Origin of the sequence: Flavobacterium sp. 9R (assembly GCF_902506345.1) — a bacterium.
In the GTDB taxonomy this organism is placed as follows: Bacteria; Bacteroidota; Bacteroidia; order Flavobacteriales; family Flavobacteriaceae; genus Flavobacterium.
Map to the genome: position 1 here is coordinate 1 of NZ_LR733418.1, position 21,548 is coordinate 21,548.

The following is a 21,548-nucleotide window of genomic DNA, read 5'->3' on the forward strand; positions in this document are numbered from 1 at the left end:
TACTCACTTCCCGTAGCACCCGAAATTACTACTCCATCCTTAAACCAAAGGGTACCAGTAGCCGATGAAGTATACAAACGAACACTATTGCCTTCACATATTGTCGTATTTCTTGAAGAACGAATTACTGGAATACTAGGTGTGGCATTAGCCGTAACCAATAACCCATCACTTAGCTCACTTGTACATCCATTTTGGGTAACTTCTACGGTATAGCTGCCTGAATCACTAGCCGTGTAGGTGCTTGCTGTTGCTCCCACTACTAGTATGCCGTCTTTATACCATTGGTTACCCGTAGTGGCACTACTGCTTAACACCACAGAGCCTGGGGAACAGAAACTTGTGCTGCTCGATGCAGTGATAGTAGGTTTGGTAGGTTGAGGATTAACATCCACAATCCATCTACCTATAGCCACATTTTGTGGATTTCCACTGTTAGTCTGACAAGTAGCATCTTTTGCAGCGCGTCGGAACCACGTTTTTTGAATCAATCCCGCTGGTGGATCATATGTTACTGAATTGCTGCCAGCAATAGGAAGATAAATAAACCCATTTGTACTGCTTTGCCATTCATAAGTAATAGTACCATCACCTCCGCTTGCAAGCGTTGTACTACCTATGAGTGCTGGGTCACCACCACTACAAATTATTTCTCCTGGCGCAGCTTCAGTACTGTTTGGAATTGCTCCAGCTATGAATTCAGGTCTTACAATAATGGTTCCCGTGGCATTTACACTTCCACAGCCTCCTGTTAATGGAATTGAATAATTAAACGTACCACTTGCTGTTGGTGTGCCTGAAATCGTAATGGTGTTTGTAGTCCAAGAAGCCGTTACTCCAGTTGGTAATCCTGTCGCTGTACCAATGCCTGTTGCACCTGTGGTGGCATGTGTAATTGGTGTAATAAGATTATTGCGACAAACCGTTGGTGATGTGCTTGCTGTTACGCTATTGTCTGGAGTAATATCTACAATCCATCTGCCTAAAGCAACATTGTTTGGATTATTAAAATTAGTATTACATGTTCCATCTATGGCTTGTCGTCGGTACCACGTTTTTTCTGTTAAACCTGCTGGCGGATTATAGGTTAAAGAATTAGCACCCAAAATGGAAGTATAAATAAAACCATTTGTACTACTATACCATTCGTAGGTCATAGTTCCATCGCCTCCACTAGCGGGGGTTACACTACCTATTACGCTTGGATCTCCTCCACTACAGATTGTTTCTCCTGTTGTTGCTATGGCACCTGGAGTAAAAGAAGAATTCACTCTAACTTGAATCTCATTAGACACCACAGGAGTACCACATAATGGTGTTGATTCACAAACCAAATACCATGTTCCCTCTCCTAAATCAGAAGCGGTTGGAGTATAAGTAGAAGAAGTCGCAGTAGATATAACAACATTAGTTCCTCCAGAAGTTGCTCTTTTAAACCATTGTCTAGCAACTATTGAACCACCACCAAATTCTGAAGCAACTGACAACTGAGTTCCAGTACCACCAATACAAAGGTTCTGAGAAGTATTCGGCACAACAGTTACACTAATCAAATTTTGATCCACATTTACGGAGGCACTTCCACTTAAAGGAGTAGAACAACCGGGTAAAGTAGTATAGGCTACACTATCTAAAATATAAATAAAAGAACCAAAAAAGTCTGTTGAAACTGCTACTGTTCCACTAGTATTTGGACCAATGTTAATAGTTTGAATAGGCCCCCCAGGATTCACCCTGTAACTAACTACAATAGCTTCCGATTGAGGATTTGAAAACGTAATTAGCGGCGAAGGAGCTCTTTCACAGACAGTAGCTCCTCCACTTATAGTAGCTGTGGGTGTTGGCAGAATAGTCACACTTACAGCTTGAGTGGCAGTACAATTTCCTGTTCCAATCGTCATTATACCCGAATAAGTTCCTGGTGGAATATTAGCCTGAATAGTAATATTCACATTACCTGGACCCGAATTAAAAAGTTGTGTGATATTAACTTGATCCACTAATCCCGCATTATTTGCAGCAGAATTCCAATCGATACTGTAACTATTTGGATTACCTGAAGTAGCGGTATAGGGTAAAATAGCGGTAGTGGTTGCAGTAGCATTGAAACATATAGTATCAATTACACCAGTAGTCGTAATAGTGGGAACTTCATTCACAACCACTATAAATGAATCAGCTATACTTGTGCAGTTATTTGCATTTTTTACAGTAATAGTACCAGTATAAGTTCCAGCTAAAATAGTAGAAGGAATATTGATGGTTATAGTACCACTAGTTGCATTTGGAATTGAGGAATTAGTACTGTTCAAAAAACCAGCGGTAAGTGCCGAAGCTTCCCAAACAATATCATACAGAGTAGGATTACCAGTAGCTGTATAATTCAAATTTGTAGAAGTGGTTCCTTGGCAGACGCTAGTGGCAGAAGTTGCTGCATCAATAGTTGGCAATGGGTTTACCGTCACTACTACAGCGTCGCTTGGTGGACTTGAACATCCGCCTTGAGTTGCAATTACGGTGTAGGAACCTGGATCAGTAGCTGTAAAATCATTTGCAACTGCTCCCGGAATTAAAGTCCCATCCTTGTACCATTGATTACCTGTAGTTGCAGCACTATTTAATAGTACGGAACCTGCCGCACATATTGAGGTCGAACCTGTAGGAGTAATGACTGGCTTTGCTAAATTACTGACTGTAATAGACCCTGTTATACTAGGTCCAGTTGCACATTGAGCACCCTGTACTTCAATGGTATAAGTAAAATTCCCTAATACTGTAGGTGTACCACTAATAGTTAATACATTGGAGGCAAAATTGGCGTCTACCCCAGTTGGCAAGCCCGTAACCACAGTTCCTGTCGCATTGGTTGTTGTATAAATAATATCTGTTATAGTTGTAGTGCCACAGATTGTTTGCGCATCGGTGCCTACAGCAGAAGTAAGTTGAATCGTAGGTGGTGATGTCAAGAAAGTAAAAACAGCATTATTAGGTAGATTAATCCCCGAAAAACTTACAATATTACCAGTCAATGAAGCCGCATTGATCAATGTAGCTGCATCAAAAATACCATCTTGATTGGAATCTACGAGCATTTTAATATCATCCACACTTAACACTGACAAACATAGACCCGAAATATCAAAAGTCATATCCATTGTTCCTGGATCATTTGTTCTACTCACTTTCCATTCTCGACTGATCCGTTTATATTCTGCTAAATTAGAAGGCAAGTCCGTGGTTTGTTCTGTAAGCGCCCCATTATCATGTCCTATTAGAAAAAAATCACCCGTGTCTAATGCACTTGGATTACTCAACACTATATTTCCTTTCCCTGTTTGACCAGTTCCATCTCCGCTTCCTGTACCTATACTATTACTTTTAGTTTGATTCAGATTAGCCCCATCATCTTTACCTATACCAAAAATATCATACTTAAATACGTTATCTGCTGCTCTAATCACACTTCCGCTGGAAGATAAATAAGCTACAGCATTACTATTACTACCCAAAGAAACTCCATATTTAATTGCCAAATAACTTTCTATTTTGAGCTTGTCTGTTTCAGACATCGTAACAGGAAAAACAATCACTTCCGCGAGTAAGCCATTACCTTTCATATGACCAAAATCAGTAGCATTATTATGGTTACTTCCACCAATCATTGGTCTAAAATTAATTAAGTCAATATCAGCTCCACCATTGGATATATTTTCAAAATATCCATTGACACGTCCAGTACCAAAAAGGGTTTGATTCGTGGCATCTAGGTTGACAATATTAAATTTTCTATCATCAAAATTACTGCTGTTGATATAAAACCCATATCTACTACTAGTGGTTTTGATACCATTAGCTACCCATGCCCTCTCAGGAGTATTCCCTCCAAAAATGACCACACCTGTTGTGTTGGGAGAATCAACACTTCCTAAAAAATTAGACTGACCTAAATTATCATCAAATTCATAGACTGCAAAAGCCGATACAAAATCTATATTGGTATTGCCATCCAATCTATTGGTTGGCAATAATTGACTATTTTCATTATTATTAAAACTAACCGCTTCGTTAAAATTAATCGCATTCGTATGATAGGTTGGAGCTCCGATTACGGAAAATTTATTTTTTCCTGTTTGATCTGCCCAACCCACTACACTAGTCCCTGAACTTGCCACTCCATCATTTGCCTTTAGCCAAAGACTCGTTCCTGCAATGGCTGGTGGAATTGAAAGAATAGTAATACTTATTAATTGTGTGGTTGAACAGCTTCCTGTCCCTATGGTCATCAAACCATCATAAGTTCCAGGCAAAATATTGGCGGGAATAACAATATTTAAGTTTCCCGAACCCGAATTAAAGATTTGGGATGGATTAGATTGATCTACTAAGCCCGCAGTGGTAGCATCAAAATTCCAATCTATACTATACCCTACAGGATTACCTGTAGTATTTGCGTAGACTAACACAACCGTAGTAGAGGCTGTAGCATTGAAATTTGCAGGGTCAATAATTCCTGAGGTTGAAATGGTTGGTGAAACACAACTTGAAGTCACAATATTTCCTTTGAACTCAAAGGAGTTTATACCGTAGCGTCCATCTAAATCAGCGGCACCCCAAGCATACAATCTAAAGGTAATTGGACCGCTAATATCTTGAAAAATAGTGGTTGTTAAATCTATAGTATTTGAATCTTCTTGAACCACTCCAATATCCGTGACATATCCATCAACACTAGAGCGTAAGGCAAAATTAGTAGGAGCAGTTATTCCAGCTGTTTGACCATCAAAAACAAAACTGGTAAAATTAATTTTGTTCCCAGCATTAGGAACCAAAGTAAACTCAAAATAATCATTTGGATCTAAACTAGGACTATCCCAACCCACTGCATCGTATCGGTTTGAAGTAGCTCTCCCAGTAATTCCCGATCCTCGACTTATTCCAGATACCGTAATTCTAGTATCTTCTGTGCTTCCAATAGTATAAGGATTGAATGCGCTAGGATTTGAATTAATTATGGGATTAGACCAAATAGTAACATCCGCCTGGCTATCAATAGTAACAGTCCCATTGAAAGTAAACGAGTTAATTCCAAACCTACCACTTGGTGCTGAACCTCCCCAAGCATAAATTCTAAAAGTTACAGGTCCCGTAAGATTTTGATAAATTGCATTACTTAAGTCTATCGTATTTAGATCTTCGACCAATAGTATTTGACTGGAAAAATTATCCAAACTGGATTGTAAGGCAAATTGTGTTGGTGCATCAGCACTCGAACTTTGCCCATCAAAAACAAAGCTTTGAAGATTGATTTTATAGCTTGAGTTGGGCGTCAAAGTGAATTCAAAATAATCATTAGCATTTAATCCAGCACTATCCCAGCCTATGGCATCGTATCTACCAGAGACTGCAAAACCCGTTATTCCAGGACCTCTACTAATCCCAGACACACTAATATTGGCATCTTTGAGATCTCCAGTTGTGTAGGGATTCGAAGCACTTGGATCAGAAGCTGTTATAAGATTAGACCAAATGGGTTGTGTTGGTACTGTATTAGGAACTACAGCTCCATTAAAAGTGAAATTTTGTATTCCAAAAGCACCTGCTGAACTACTGGCATTCCAAGCATATATTCTAAAAGTAATAGTTCCTATAACATTTTGGAAATCAAGATCTGAAAGATTTATAGTATTCACCCCTTCTACTACAGTACCAATTGGAAATTCAAAATTATCAACACTTGAATACAATCCATAATTAACGGGTCCTGTTCCGCTACTTACTCCATCGAATACCAGGCTTACAAAATTTATTTTATAGCCTTGTTGTGGACTCAATGTAAACTCAAAGTATTTTGCTCCATTAATTACGGCATCATTCCAACCTGAAGCAACATATTGGTTAGGGGTATTTACCGCTACTACGTTTGGCCCCCGCCGGATGCCAGAAACAGTAATATTGGGATCTTTTACATCACCATTTGTATAGGGATTTGCTGAACTTGGGTTAGTGTCAGTTATTGGGTTAGTCCAAATGGATTGTCCATATCCTAAATGAAAAATGAATAATAGTAGTAAGCAGTATTGCTTTTTAAAAAAACAACTATTTGTGAAATATCTATTTTTAATCATAAAACAACAATGTATTTTGTTACTTTAAAGCTCTATCTTCCTATATGTTGACCAGATTAATTTTATTTTACAAACAAAAAGTTATAATAAAATAGTATTGAAACAACTTTTTTATTAAGTCGATAATCTAAAAAATTATCTGCCCATATCATTGCTTATCCAATTCTACTTTTATCATAATAATAACCACACTTTATTTGTTAAAAAAAAACAACCATTAACAAATATAATGATTTACAACAAGTTACAAAAGTAGACAAATCACAATTTTTTATTTTTTATTGCAAAAATTATTTTATTAAAAAAATTCTGATAAAAAATGATGTAAAAAAATTCATTAAAGCACATAAAAAATACACCCATTAACAAATAGCTTAGCTATAATACTAACGCTTTAAGACTTAATAAACGAAATAAAAAAGCAATATCAAGTTTTTTTTTGAAACTGCTTTTTTATGAAAACTTACTAATAGATTCCTAGTTAGCTATGAAAGATTAGTGGTATTCGAATAAGACAACTAGCTAAATAGAAATATACAAAAATCCTACTTTTTGTTTGTTGACTCCACTAATTGTTTTTTTGTATTTGATGACATAGTAATACGTGCCAGGTGAGAGTTGTTCATTCTTACCGATTGCTGTCTTACTATCGGATCTGCCCACAAATACATTCGACGTATTATCATACCCTCTAACCTCAAAAACTAATTGCCCCCAACGATTGTATATTTCAACACTATTTTCGGGATAACTCTCAATTTTATCAATAATTAATACATCGTTCAAGCCGTCATTATTAGGTGAAATAGCATTTCTGACTACTATATCACAACTTGAAGCACTGTCGTCAAAATCACAAGGATCTTTCAAAACTATTGTAACTGCAGCAGTTGCACAATTATTTGGATTACTAGTATCGCAGATTGTATACAACACACCATAAGTTCCCACTGGTGAACCAGGTGGTATCACTAACCTACCTTGACTATCAATATTTATGTTTGGTAAACCATCATTATCTACAATAGTAACCAAAACACTTGGAAGATTAATGGCGCCATTGTTTTCTGTATCGTTCGTCAAAATCTCTAAAACATGTTCTTTTGACGCATCAAATGGGGTTGCTGAATAATCATCGTCAACAGCGTTAAGTACATAATCCAACACTGTGAGTGTCTTTGTAACTACTGAAGTACAACCCAATCCATTTTTCAAGGTATAACTAATGACTACTGAGCCAGAAGCAATCCCTGTTACTATTCCAGAGGACGTAATGGTAGCCACTGCACTATTACTGCTGCTCCAAACACCTCCTGATACTCCATTAGTTAACGTAATCGTACTTCCAGTATTTATAGAATTTGGGCCAGTTATTGGTCCTAGTACCGGTAATGAATCTGCTGTTACCACTACCACATCACTCCTCTCACTCACACAGCCATTTTGAGTCACTTGCACCATATAAGAACCTGAATCAGTAGCTGTATATTTATTTGCGATGGCTCCCACTATGGCTACCCCATCTTTGTACCACTGGTTGCCCATTGTAGCACTACTACTTAACACTACCAAATCCGGCGAACAGAAACTTGTATTACTTGCTGGAATAATTGTCGGCTTAGACGGAACAGACAACACTCTTAGATCGATTGATTTTGTTGATACACAACCACTACTATTTATAACCTGATAAAAAATAGTAACAGTTCCTGGAGATATACCTGTAACAACTCCTGTAATACTATCTACAACAGCTATCCCTTTATTAGCACTACTCCAAGTACCATTGAGCACAAGATTACTCAGAGTAATTGTTGCATTGACACAAATGTTCTTGGGCCCTGTTATTTCAGGTAAAATTGGACTTGGATTGATTACTATTTGAATTTTATTACTTATACCTATAATGTTTGCAGAAGGGTTATTGGTTTCTACCCAATATATCCCACTTATATTTGTAGTATAAAAGTTATCAATAACTCCTGGTATTTCAACACCATCCTTAAACCATTTATTTCCAATTAGCGAAGACGTATGGAATGTTACATTTTGACCTTGACATATCGGAAAACTAGCAACTATTTCTATTATAGGAGGTGATGGCGAAGAAAACGATGTAACTACAATAGGCGAACTTATTGGACTTGAACAATTATTTTGAGTAACCACCACAGTATATATTCCTGTGGATGTTGCTATATAACTATTTCCAGTTTCTCCAATTATTGATGCGCCATCTTTAAACCATTGATTACCTTGAGTATAATTACTAAAAAGTACAACAGAACCAGGACTACTAAAACTAGTTGGTCCTGAAGAAGTAATAGTAGGTTGCACTGGTTGAGCCAGTACCGTTATGGTTTTGCTCACACTTGTAACACAACCACTACTATTGGATACGTTGTAGGTAATAGTTACCTTACCAGCGCTAATGCCTGTTACCACGCCTAAATCATCAATACTTGCGATACCTGTATTACTGCTGCTCCATACGCCTCCTGAGGTGGTGCTAGAAAGCGTGCTGCTCGAATTGGCACAAACCGTGTCTGAACCTGTTATAGGGGCTACTATTCGGTTAGGATTCACTGTCACTAATATTGGAATACTGAGTCCACTCACACATCCCGTTGGATTAATGCTCTCTACCGTATAAGAGCCCGTTTCGGTAGCTATGTAATCACTTCCAGTTACTCCTGAGATTTCAACTCCATTTTTAAACCATTTATTGCCTGTGAGCGAAGAGGTGTGTAAACGAACACTTGCTCCTTCACAAATAATCGTGTTGCCTGTAGCATTCAAGATTGGGATAGTTGGAATAACATTGGCCGTTACTGCTACTTGGTCACTCTCTACACTCACACAGCTGTTTTGCGTCACAATTACCGTGTACACTCCTGTCACTGTAGCGGTATAATTGCTGGCTGTGGCTCCCACTATTGCTACGCCATCTTTGTACCATTGGTTGCCCGTTGTAGCACTGCTTCTCAACACCACTGATCCTGGGGCGCAGAAACTTGTCGCTCCTGAGGTGGTCAAACTTGGTTTTTTAGGCAAAGCAGTTACTGTAATGGTTTTACTAACACTGCTTGAACAACCAAACTTAGTGGTTACTGTAAAGGTTATAGTGACCGTACCTGCACTTACTCCTGTTAAAAGTCCTGTACCATCTATACTGGCGATGCCTGTATTGCTACTACTCCAAACTCCTTTGAGGATGGTATTGCTGAGTTGGATAGTAGAACCTGCACAAACCACGGCTGCCCCTGCTATTGGGTCTACCACGGGAGGCATACTAACAGTTACTATCACCGCGGCACTTTCTTCACTAGCACAGCCATTTACAGTACTAATTACTGTATAAGAACCTGCATCCACTGCTGTATAAACTCTAGCGGTAGCACCCGTTATCGCGATGCCGTCTTTGTACCACTGGTTGCCCGTTGTAGCACTACTGCTTAGGGTCACCGTTGCTGGAGAACAGAAACTTGTTACTCCTGAAGCGTTAATGGTAGGTTGTAGCGGTTGGGCTATAACTGTAATGGTTTTGGTCACACTTGTCACACAACCACTACTATTGGCCTCGCTGTAGGTAATGGTCACTTTCCCTGCACTCACTCCCGTTACCACTCCTGCACTATCAACAGTAGCGATACCAGTATTGCTGCTGTTCCAAACACCTCCTGAGGTGGTGTTTGCAAGCGTGATACTAGAATTGGCACAAACCGTGTCTGGGCCTGTAATAGCCGCCACAATTCGGTTCGGGTTTACTGTTACTAATACAGGCGCACTCAAACCGCTCACACAACCCGATGGATTGATTGTCTCTACGGTATAAGAGCCACTGGTGGTAGCGATATAATCACTTCCGGTTTCCCCAGGAATTTCAACTCCGTTATTGAACCATTTATTACCTGTAAGCGATGACGTGTGTAAACGAACACTTGCTCCTTCACAAATAATCGTGTTGCCTGTAGCATATAATGTTGGTGCAGTTGAGGTGGCATTGGCCGTTACCGAGACTTGATTACTTTCTATACTAACACATCCATTTTGAGTAACGAGTACCGTGTAAATACCTGTCACTGTAGCAGCATAACTGCTAGTTGTCGCTCCCGCTATTGCCACGCCGTCTTTGTACCACTGGTTGCCTGAACCCGAACTGCTTCTCAGTACCACCGAGCTTGGGGCACAGAAGCTGGTACTACTAGCTGCAGTAACCGAGGGCTTATTAGGTAAAGTAGTAACGGTAATCTCTTTGTTAACACTGCTTGAACAACCCGATATTCGGCTGGTTATGGTATAAGTAATCGTTACCCTACCTGCACTGATTCCTGTTAACAGTCCTGAACCATCAATAGTAGCAATACCTGTATTACTACTACTCCACACTCCTCTAGGAATCGTATTGCTCAGCAAAGTCGTAGTGTTTGTACACACTACAGCTGCTCCAGTTATTGGGTCTAAGAAAGGTGCACCATTCGCCCGAACCAAAACAGCGTTACTTTCAATACTCGAACAACCATTTTGAGTACTAACTACCGTATAGGATCCTGAGTCAGTAGCAGTATAAACTCCAGCGGTAGCACCCGTTATTGCGATGCCGTCTTTGTACCACTGATTTCCTGTGGTTGCACTACTACTCAATACTACCGAACCCGGTAAACAAAATGAAGTAGGACCTGAAGTTCCTATAATAGGTGTTACTGGCTCTGGGGTCACCGTAATGATTTTGGTTACACTAGTCACACAACCACTTGAATTGGTCACGCTATAACTAATGCTTACCGTACCACCAATTATTCCTGTAACCTCTCCCGACCCATCAATAGTGGCAATACCTGTGTTGCTGCTGCTCCAAACTCCTCCTGCAGTAGCACTGCTTAAGGTACTACTCGTATTGGCACATACCCTGTCTAATCCAGTAATAGGTGCCACAATTGGGTTAGGGCTTACCGTTACCAGGATTGGCGTACTTAAGCCACTAACGCATCCTGTAGTATTACTACTCTCTACGGTATAAGAACCCGTTTCGGTAGCACTGTAATCACTTCCGGTTACTCCTGCTATCTCTTGGCCATTTTTAAACCATTTATTACCTGTAAGTGAAGAGGTGTGTAAACGAACACTTGCTCCTTCACAAATAACCGTGTTGCCTGTAGCATTGAGCGTTGGGATACTCGGAGTGGCATTGGCCGTTACCGTTACTTGGTTACTCTCTGCACTCACACAGCTGTTTTGCGTCACAATTACCGTGTAAATACCCGAATCGGTGGCAGTATAGGTAGTGGTTGTGGCTCCTACTATTGCCACGCCGTCTTTGTACCATTGGTTGCCCGTTGTAGCACTGCTTCTCAGTACCACCGAGCCTGGGGCACAGAAGCTTGTACTGCTAGCTGTAGTAACCGAGGGTTTACTAGGCAAAGTACTAACGGTAATCTCTTTGCTAACACTGCTTGAACAACCCGATAATCGGCTGGTAAAAGTATAAGTTATCGTTACCCTACCTGCGCTGATTCCTGTTAACAGCCCTGAACCATCAATAGTAGCAATACCTGTATTACTACTACTCCACACTCCTCTAGGAATCGTATTGCTCAGCAAAGTCGTAGTGCTTGTGCATACTGCATCTGCTCCAGTTATTGGGTCTAAGAAAGGTGCACCATTCGCCTGAACCACAACAGCGCTACTCTTACTACTAGAACAGCCATTTTGGGTGCTAATTACCGTATAGGATCCTGAGTCAGTAGCAGTATAAACACTCGCTGTTGCGCCTACTATTGGTGAATTATCTTTATACCACTGATTTCCTGTGCTTGCACTACTACTCAATACTACCGAACCCGGTAAACAAAATGAAGTAGGACCTGAAGTTCCTATAACAGGGGTTGCTGGATCTGGGATTACCGTAATGGTTTTGGTTACACTCGTCACGCAACCACTTGAATTGGATACACTGTAGGTAATGGTTACCGTACCGCCAATTATTCCTGTAACCTCTCCCGATCCATCAATAGTGGCGATGCCTGTATTGCTACTGCTCCAAACACCTCCTGCAGTAGTACTGCTTAAGGTACTACTCGTATTGGCACATACCCTGTCTGCGCCTGTAATAGGGCCAACTATGCGGTTAGGGTTTACCGTTACCAGTATTGGTGTACTTAAGCCACTAACGCATCCTGATGGATTAATGCTCTCTACTGTATATGATCCACTGGTGGTCGCGATATAATCACTTCCTGTTTCCCCTGGAATCTCAACTCCATTTTTAAACCATTTATTGCCTGTGAGCGAAGAGGTGTGTAAACGAACACTTGCGCCTTCACAAATAATCGTGTTGCCTGTAGCATTGAGCGTTGGGATACTCGGAGTGACATTGGCCGTAACCGTTACTTGATTACTCTCTGGACTCACACAACCGTTTTGCGTAACGATCACGGTATAGGTACCTGTAGTGGTAGCGGTATAACTCGTAGCGGTAGCTCCCACTATCGCTACGCCATCTTTGTACCACTGGTTGCCCGTAGTTGCGCTACCATTCAATACCACTGAACCTGGTGCACAGAAACTTGTACTGCTCGCTGGGGTAATGATGGGTTGTGTCGGTTGAGGATCGACTGTAATGTCTTTGGTGACACTAGTGGCGCAACCAAACTTAGTGGTCACTGTAAAAGTAATGGTGACACTACCTCTGCTTACGCCAGTTACTAAACCAGTACCATCAATTGTGGCGATGCCTGTATTACTGCTACTCCAAACTCCTTTAAGGATACCATTACTCAATTGCATCGTCGAACCTGCACAAACCACATCGGGACCTATGATTGGATCTACTACTGGTGGTACACTAACGGTGACTACCACCGCGGCACTTTCCTCACTAGCACAACCATTTATCGTACTAATTACTGTATAAGAACCTGCATCCAAGGCAGTATAGACACTAGCGGTAGCACCCGTTATCGCAACCCCATCTTTGTACCACTGGTTGCCTGTCGCAGCGCTGCTGGTTAATTCTACCGAATCCGGTGCACAGAAACTCGTAGCTCCTGAAGCGCTAATGGTAGGTTGTATCGGTTGGGCGATAACAGTGATGGTTTTGGTCACACTCGTCACACAACCACTGCTATTGGATACACTGTAGGTAATGGTTACCGTACCAGCGCTCACTCCTGTTACCACTCCTGAGCCATCAATACTAGCAATACCTGTATTGCTGCTACTCCAAACACCTCCTGAGGTGGTGCTAGAAAGTGTGCTACTCGAATTGGCACAAACTGTGTCTGAACCTGTTATAGGCGCTACTATTCGGTTAGGGTTTACTGTTACCACTATCGGTGTACTGAGTCCACTCACACAACCCGTCGTATTGATGGTCTCTACAGTATAAGAACCCGTTTCGGTAGCACTGTAATCACTTCCGGTTACTCCTGCTATCTCTTGACCATTTTTAAACCATTTATTACCTGTGAGTGAAGAGGTGTGTAAACGAACACTTGCCCCTTCACAAATAATCGTGTTGCCCGTAGCATTCAACGTTGGGGCACTTGAAGCGCTATTAGCCGTTACCGCTACTTGATTGCTCTCTAAGCTAACACAGCCGTTTTGAGTAACTACTACCGTATAGTTACCTGTAGACGTGGCGGTATAGGTGCTTGAGGTAGCTCCTGCTATCGCTACGCCATCTTTGTACCATTGATTGCCTGTAGCTGCGCTACTGCTTAATACTACCGAACCTGGTGCACAGAAGCTTGTACTGCTCGCTGGGGTAATAATAGGTTTTGCTGGTAGTGCCGTTACAGTTATCGTTCCTGTCACATTGGCTACTGTTGCGCATTGTGCACTACTGGTTTGAATCGTATAATTGAAAACACCCGCTGCTGTGGGCGTACCGCTAATGGTTAACGTATTTGCAGCAAAATTAGCACTCACTCCTGCAGGTAGGCCTGTGACTACGGCATTGGTAACCTTAGTCGTGGTATAAACAATGTTGGTCATTGCAGTATTGGCACATAGCGTTTGCGCATCAGTTCCCACAGCAGACGTCAGCTGAATAGTAGGTGGTGCAGTCAAGAAGGTGAATACAGCATTGTTAGGCAAATCAAGATTTGAAAAATAAACAATACCACTACCATAAGATGCTGCATCAATAGTAGTTGCCGTACTAAAAACACCATCGCCATCAGCATCTACTAACATTTTTACATCATTGCTACTTGCAATAGACAAACACAGCCCTTTTGTATCAAAACTTAAATTATAGGTGCCCGGTGTATTGGTTTTAGCTACTTTCCATTCACGACCCAAGCGTTTTTTCCCACTCAAATTGGTTGGTAAATCAGTAGTTTGTTCGGTTAAAGCACCATTATCGTGACCTATCATTACAAAATCACCATCATCCAATGACGAAGGAGCACTTAAAACAATGTTACCCTTAGCACTCTGTCCAATTCCATCACCACTTCCTGTATTGATGCTATTGGATTGGGTTTGATCCAACGCACTTTTACTGTCTTTTCCTATTCCAAAAACATCGTGCCAATATGTTGTGTTATTCCAAACAGGCGTTCCTGCAGAGGAAACGTAATTCGTTACAGATGCATCTAATGTAATTCCGTATTTTATAGCCAAATAACTTTCTACTTTTTTTCTATCTAAAGCACTTAATCCTGACGGAAACGTAATGATTTCCGCTAATTCTCCATTAAAGTTATAATTAAATGGACTATTATAACCTCCAATTAAAGGGGTCACGGATGATAAAACTGTGTAATCAACCTGAGCCCCACCTGCAGGTTCCACTAAAATATTTTTACCATTACTCCAAGCATTTGCAAATGGAGCAGCAGTAGGAGAATAATCTAAAGTTTGAATCGCAAATTTATCGTAGCCAATATTACCAGGAAAGGCTCGATAAGCAAAAAATATGTTTGCGTTTTCAAAGTAAATATAGTCTAGAGATTTATTATTACTGAGAAAAATGCCCCTCTTAGATTCTAAACTGGTAAAATTTAGTTTACTCAGCAAAGAGGTGTTACGTTTATTTGTTGTTGTAAAGTTTCTATAGACCGCAAATGCCTGACCAATATCTATAGCTGTATTTCCATCCAATCGATTGATAGGTTCCACATTTGTCCTTGCATCATGAGAAAAACTCGCGGTCGGATTAAAATTAATGGAATTATTTTTGTACCCAATAGTTCCTTTCTTGGTAAAGGTATTGACACCCATTTGATCCAACCATTGCGTTAAATTAGACCCTGAGTTGGTTACCCCTTCGTTCGATTTTAACCAAAGATTCGCTCCACTAACTCCTCCTGGATAGAGTAAGGTCTCACTTTTTACCCACAAACCAAAGCTTACATCGTTAGCCACATTGTCGTCATTATAAAGAATCATTCGTTCCCCAACACTAGGTATCCAAACAATACCATTTACGTTACCACAGGTATGGAATATGTTTTCTTTCAAAGTACTACCTCTATTTGTGTTACAAGTAGCGTCTCCAGTAAGATTTAATGCTGCCACTCCTGTCCAAGAATCATTTATGCTATTATCGACTAATCCTCCGTGTAATGTTTGCCCCAATTTAACACGAGATACTAAAGTAGCACTTGCACTTGAAACATCTAATAAACCATTACTGGCTCTTACTTTAAGTCTATTGATATCTCCTAAGTTGGCTAAAGTAACGGTATTTAGTATTCCTCTAGTTGCAGTATCTAAAGTAGCTACTTCTTTTAAATTTTGATTAACAGCTGCACCGATATCATTGGCTACTAACACCCAGCCCTTTTCAACTTTAGTTTCAAATAGATTTCCGTTTAAGTTGAAGGTATAGCTACCATCTGGAGTTGAAGCGCTAACTTGTTTTATTTCTGTGAAAGGATTGCAACCTGTACCCAATGGTTCAGCTGTATTGAATGTAATCGTGAAATTGTCTGTAGCGGTTGCCACACCGTCTAATGTTGTCACTTGAACCGCACCTGATGCTCCAGCTCCAATCTTTACAATAACAGTAGTACTTGTTGTACTAACCACAGTTACAGGAGTGCCACCAATAGTAACTGATTGAACAGTGGATAAATTAGTGCTGTTTATGGTTAGATTAGAACCAATACAACCCGTTACATTAGATATACTTGATATTGTTGGTGGTGTTGATGGTTTCACCCATAAACCAAAACTTACTTTTGCAGCCACATTGCCACTACCATCAATAATTCTACGAATACCTGAGCTTGGAATCCAAGTGGTTCCATTAGCACTACCACAGGTGTGTATGATATTTTCCTTCAACGTTGTTCCGTTTGAGGTAGTACAAAAAGCGTCATCTTTTATATTTGCAGCAGACGCTCCTGTCCAAGTATCATTTATGGCATTGTCATTCACGCCTTGATGCAAGGTTTGTCCTGATTTTACTCTTAATTTTAGCGTTGGATCATTACTCGTTACATCCAATACTCCATCACTAGATTTGATTTTTATTCCATTTAGAAAACGCAACTCAGCTAATATTGTTGGGTTGAGGATGCCTCGTATTGTGCCATCCAACGTTTGAACTTCATTTAAATTCTGACTCACTGGTGCGCCTACATCATTTGCTATTAACACCCAGCCATCTTCAACCTTAGTTACAAATGCATTTCCTGCTAAATTGAAGGAATACACCCCATTAGGTGTGGCAGGAGTTATTTGCTGAATACTGGTAAACGGATTACATCCAGTGCCCAAAGGTTCTGATGGATTGAATGTGTTACTAACCGTATAGGTATCTGCAGAAGTAACAGTCCCCACTGCAGTAGTAAGCTGTACGGTTCCCGTCGTTCCACTCCCAATTTGTACAGTTACACTAGAATCAGTAGCGCTAATAATAGTAGCCGCTGTACCTCCAACAGTTACTGTTTGGACATTGGCTAAATTGGTTCCGTTTATTATCAAAGTAGATGAAGTGCAGCCATTTAAGCTAGACAAACTAGTAATCGTTGGAGGGTCTATTCTTTGCACCCAAATACCAAAGCTAACACCTGCGCCTACAAAACCAGCAGCATCGGTAATTTCACGAACACCTCTATTAGGAATCCAATTGAGTGAATTAGAAGGCCCACAGGTATGGATGACATTTCCATTTAATGCATTTCCATCACCAGAAGGACAAGTTGCATCTGTGGTGAGATAAACAGCACCAACACCTGTCCAAGAATCATTGATGGTATTGTCATTCGATCCCTGATGCAAGGTTTGACTTGCTTTCAATCTTGAAATGAGGGTAGTGTTGGTACTAAACACATCGACCAATCCATTACTCGATTTAACATTTATTACATTGATATTGCCTAAACTCGACAAGACACTGTTGCTCAATATTCCTCTTGTGGTTACGTCTAAACTATTAATTACTTGTAATCCTTGATTAACGGATGCGCCTGCATCATTCACAACCAATACCCAGCCTCCTTCTACTTTGGTTTCAAATGCATTGCCGTTTAAATTAAAATAATATAAACCATCTGGAGTAGCCAAGGTTACTTGATTAATACTTGTAAAAGGATTACATACAGAACCTAAAAGGTCTGCAGGATTGATGGGAACGGTAAACGTTTCAGCCGAAATTACTGTACCTCCATTGGTGGTCACCGAAACGGTTCCTGTAGTGCCAATACCTACCGTTACGGTCACGCTAGTATCTGTAGTACCGACAATTGCTGCAGGCGTACCCCCTATGGTAACCGTTTGTGTTTTGGCCAAAAATGTTCCGTTAATAACCAAAGAAGAACCACAAAAACCGCTGGTTGCCGATAAGCTTGTAATAGTTGGTGGTATTGCTGGTTGCACCCATAAACCGAAACTTACAGCATTAGCAACATTACCACTACTATCACTAATTCTTCGAATTCCTTGGCTTGGAATCCAATTGGTGCCAATAAAACTTCCACAGGTGTGAATGATATTTCCTTTCAAATCATTTCCAAAGGTGGTCTGACAGCTAGCATCATCTTTAATATTATTTTCTGAAGCCCCCACCCAAGAATCGTTGATCGCATTATCTGCTTGTCCTTGATGCAAGGTTTGACTTAGTTTAATTCTTTCAAAAATAGTAGCATTCGTACTGATCACATTCAATACCCCATCACTGGATTTGATCCTAACTCCGTTTAAATTACCTAAATTGGCTAAAGCACTAGCACTTAAAAGCCCTCTGGTAGTGCCATCTAAACTAGATAATTCCGCTAAATTACCCGATACAATAGCTCCTCCATCATTCAATACCAATACCCAGCCTCCTTCTACCTTTGTTTCAAATATATTTCCGTTTAAATTGAAGGTATAAATTCCATCTGGGGTTGCAGGTGTTACCTGATTAGTATTCGTAAACGGATTACAGCCAGTCCCTAAAGGCTGGTTCGTATCAAAAACAATAGTAAAATTATCCGCAGCCGTTACCACGCCATCTAATGTTGTCACTTGAACTGCACCAGAAGTTCCTACTCCAATCTTTACCGTAACACTAGTGTCTGTTGCACTTACCACAGTAACTGCTATACCTCCAATAGTAACGGATTGTGTTGTGGATAAATTAGCCCCGTTTATGGTTAGCGTAGAGCCTATGCAACCTGTTAAGCTAGATAAACTTGAAATCACTGGTGGTATTGAAGGTTGCACCCATAAACCGAAACTTACCGTATTAGCAACATTACCACTACCATCAATAACTCTGCGAACTCCTGAGCTTGGAATCCAAGTGGTTCCATTGGCACTACCACAGGTGTGTATGATATTTTCTTTTAAGGTTGTACCATTTGAGGTAGTACAAAAGGCATCATCTTTAATATTACTTTCTGATGCACCCGTCCAAGAATCATTGATCGCATTGTCATTTACTCCCTGGTGCAGGGTTTGCCCTGATTTTACTCTCGCTATAATTGTAGCATTATCACTTACAACATCGAGTACACCATTGCTGGAGCTAATTTTAACTTTTTTAATAAATCCCAAATTGGTTAAAGCACTTGCCGTTAAAATACCTCTTACACTACTATCAAGATTATTTACCTCTTGCAAGTTATTCGATACAGGAGTTCCAGCGTCATTGGCTACCAAAATCCAACCATTTTTTACTTCGCTCTCGAATAGATTTCCATTTAAGTTAAAATAATACAACCCATTAGCAGTAGTAGCAGTAACTTGTTGTATACTCGTAAATGGATTACACCCGGAACCTAAGGGTTCAGCTGGATTTGCTACAATAGTGAATGTATCAGTAGAAGTTGCGGTACCCCCTAAAGTAGTGATTTGAACGGTTCCAGTGGTTCCATTCCCTACTTTGACCGTAACACTAGTAGCTGTATTACTAATTATAGTAGCAGCTGTTCCTCCTATAGTAACCGTTTGAGCGTTGGACAAATTGGTACCGCTAATGACTAAATTAGTTCCGACACAGCCATTTAGAATTGATAAGTTAGTGATTGTTGGAGGGAGAACTCTTTTCACCCAGATACCAAAGCTAATATTATCAGCGACATTACCTCCATTAAAAGTAATTCTTCGCTCACCAATAGCTGGTATCCAAGAAGTAACATTCACATTGCCACAACCTTGAACAATATTTCCTTTTAAAGCTGTTCCTTGATTTCCAGTACAAGTAGCATCACCAGTTAAATTAGTAGCACCGGCCCCTGTCCAAGAATCATTAATAGCATTATCATTTACGCCTTGATGGAGGGTTTGCGATTGTTTAACTCTTGAAATAAGTGTTGCATTATTACTGAAGACATCCAATACTCCATCGCTGGATCTAAGGTTTAGGGTATTGAAGTTTCCTAAATTAGATAATATAGTTGGCGTTAAAACACCCCTAACCGTAGCATCTAAAGTAGTTACTTCTTGTAAATTTTGAGAGACTATAGTCCCTACATCATTGGCTACTAATACCCAACCGTTGGCATCAACATACGCACTAAATGTAGTACCGTTGATATTAAAGGGGTATAATCCTGCCGTAATCACAGTACTTGCCTCTTCTATCGAAGTAAATGACTGAATTGGGGTAGTAAATGTTTTATCTGCTCCAAAAACATCTCCTGATGAATAGGTTGCTTTCAAGCGGAAATGGTAAGTAGTATTGGGTTGTAGTCCTGTAATGTCTGCTAAAATTGGTAGCGTTACGTTACCATTATTGCTAGCTGGATTTCCTGCTATGGTTTGGCCATAGGCTGTGGTAGTACCATATTCAAAAGAAAAAGTGGTATTGGTACCATTGGGATTGGCCTCTCCAAATAAGGTAGCAGCATTGGATGTAATATTGCTTGCATCTAATGTAGTAGCAACAACGTTGGCAGTAAAAATTGCATTTAACTGTGATTCTGATAAAGGAGCATCCCATATTTTAATAAATCGAACAGAACCACTAGGTGTATATTCAGTATTTGTCGATAAATCATCTAAGAAAAAGGTAAAATCTCTTTTGTCTAGATTAGAATTAACGGGTACTGCATCATTGTTGGTGTCTGTTAAAGTACCCAACAGTTGTAGTACTGTACTTGGACCAATTATGTAGGTTTTCACTTCTTTGGTCGTTGCATTTCTCGTTATGATTAATTTATAAAATGTATTGGCATTTAAAGTTCCTAAACCATAAATACTTCCATCTACCTGATCTATTCCTCCAGCTAAAAAATACACTCCTTTATTCTCGAATACATCCTTAAATGAAACTATTTTCCTTTTCCCTGATACATCAGAAAATGAAAAATCTATTGCCAAAGAATAATTTTCTGGATTTGGTAACTTATCCGTAGCGATAAACAATCCTCCACCAGGAGCTTGGGTTGCCGTCCAATTCCATTGATTGGGATTGGTACTAAACGAATTATTACTAGTTACAGGTTCAAAAAATGTAAGACCTGTTGGCTGAGAGTCATTCAGGTTACCGTTGAACTCAAAATTATGCACTAGGTTTTGCGAATAGTATGTATTCCCTAATCCGAAAAAGAAGAAAACCAACAAGACATATTTGTAGATAGTAACAGAAGCAGCGCCGTTATTAGGAGTAATTCTCATCATAGGATTAAATATTTTATAGGCAGGATATAAATTAAAGTCCCAACCAATTATTGTTAAATAATTTAACAATACCGCATTAAAGTTAGGTCTTTTTTAAACGAAATCAATTCTTTTAACCAAAAATAAAACGTATAAAGAATTGTAAAGCAATACCATAGCTTAGACATTAGTAAAAAGACAAAAAAACAACCATACTAAATTGTTCCTATTTAAAACTCATATCAAATCAGCTCAAAATAAATTATCGAAGTAAATTCAAAAAAAATAAATTCCAAATTCCAATGTGATAAACCGCAAAGTTCGCAAGGAGTTACGCAAGGAACGCAAAGTTTAATTCCCCCTAACCCCCGAATAGAAATCCCC

Annotated in this window: 2 protein-coding genes; both read right to left on the reverse strand. The window is 39.9% G+C overall.

From position 1 onward, the window contains the following. Nucleotides 1–6,125 (reverse strand): hypothetical protein (locus tag FLAVO9AF_RS15160; protein ID WP_159691211.1); only part of this gene is annotated, 6,125 nt, incomplete at its 3' end. 522 nt (nucleotides 6,126–6,647) lie between these two features. After that, nucleotides 6,648–21,185: a gliding motility-associated C-terminal domain-containing protein gene (locus FLAVO9AF_RS15165; protein WP_159691213.1), complete on the reverse strand. Its 14,538-nt coding sequence runs from the start codon at nucleotides 21,183–21,185 to the stop codon at nucleotides 6,648–6,650. Nucleotides 21,186–21,548 lie beyond the last annotated feature (363 nt).

Excerpts from the sequence above, each read along its gene's own strand:
- FLAVO9AF_RS15165 (WP_159691213.1), bottom strand. The coding sequence starts at position 21,185 with ATGATGAGAATTACTCCTAATAACGGCGCTGCTTCTGTTACTATCTAC.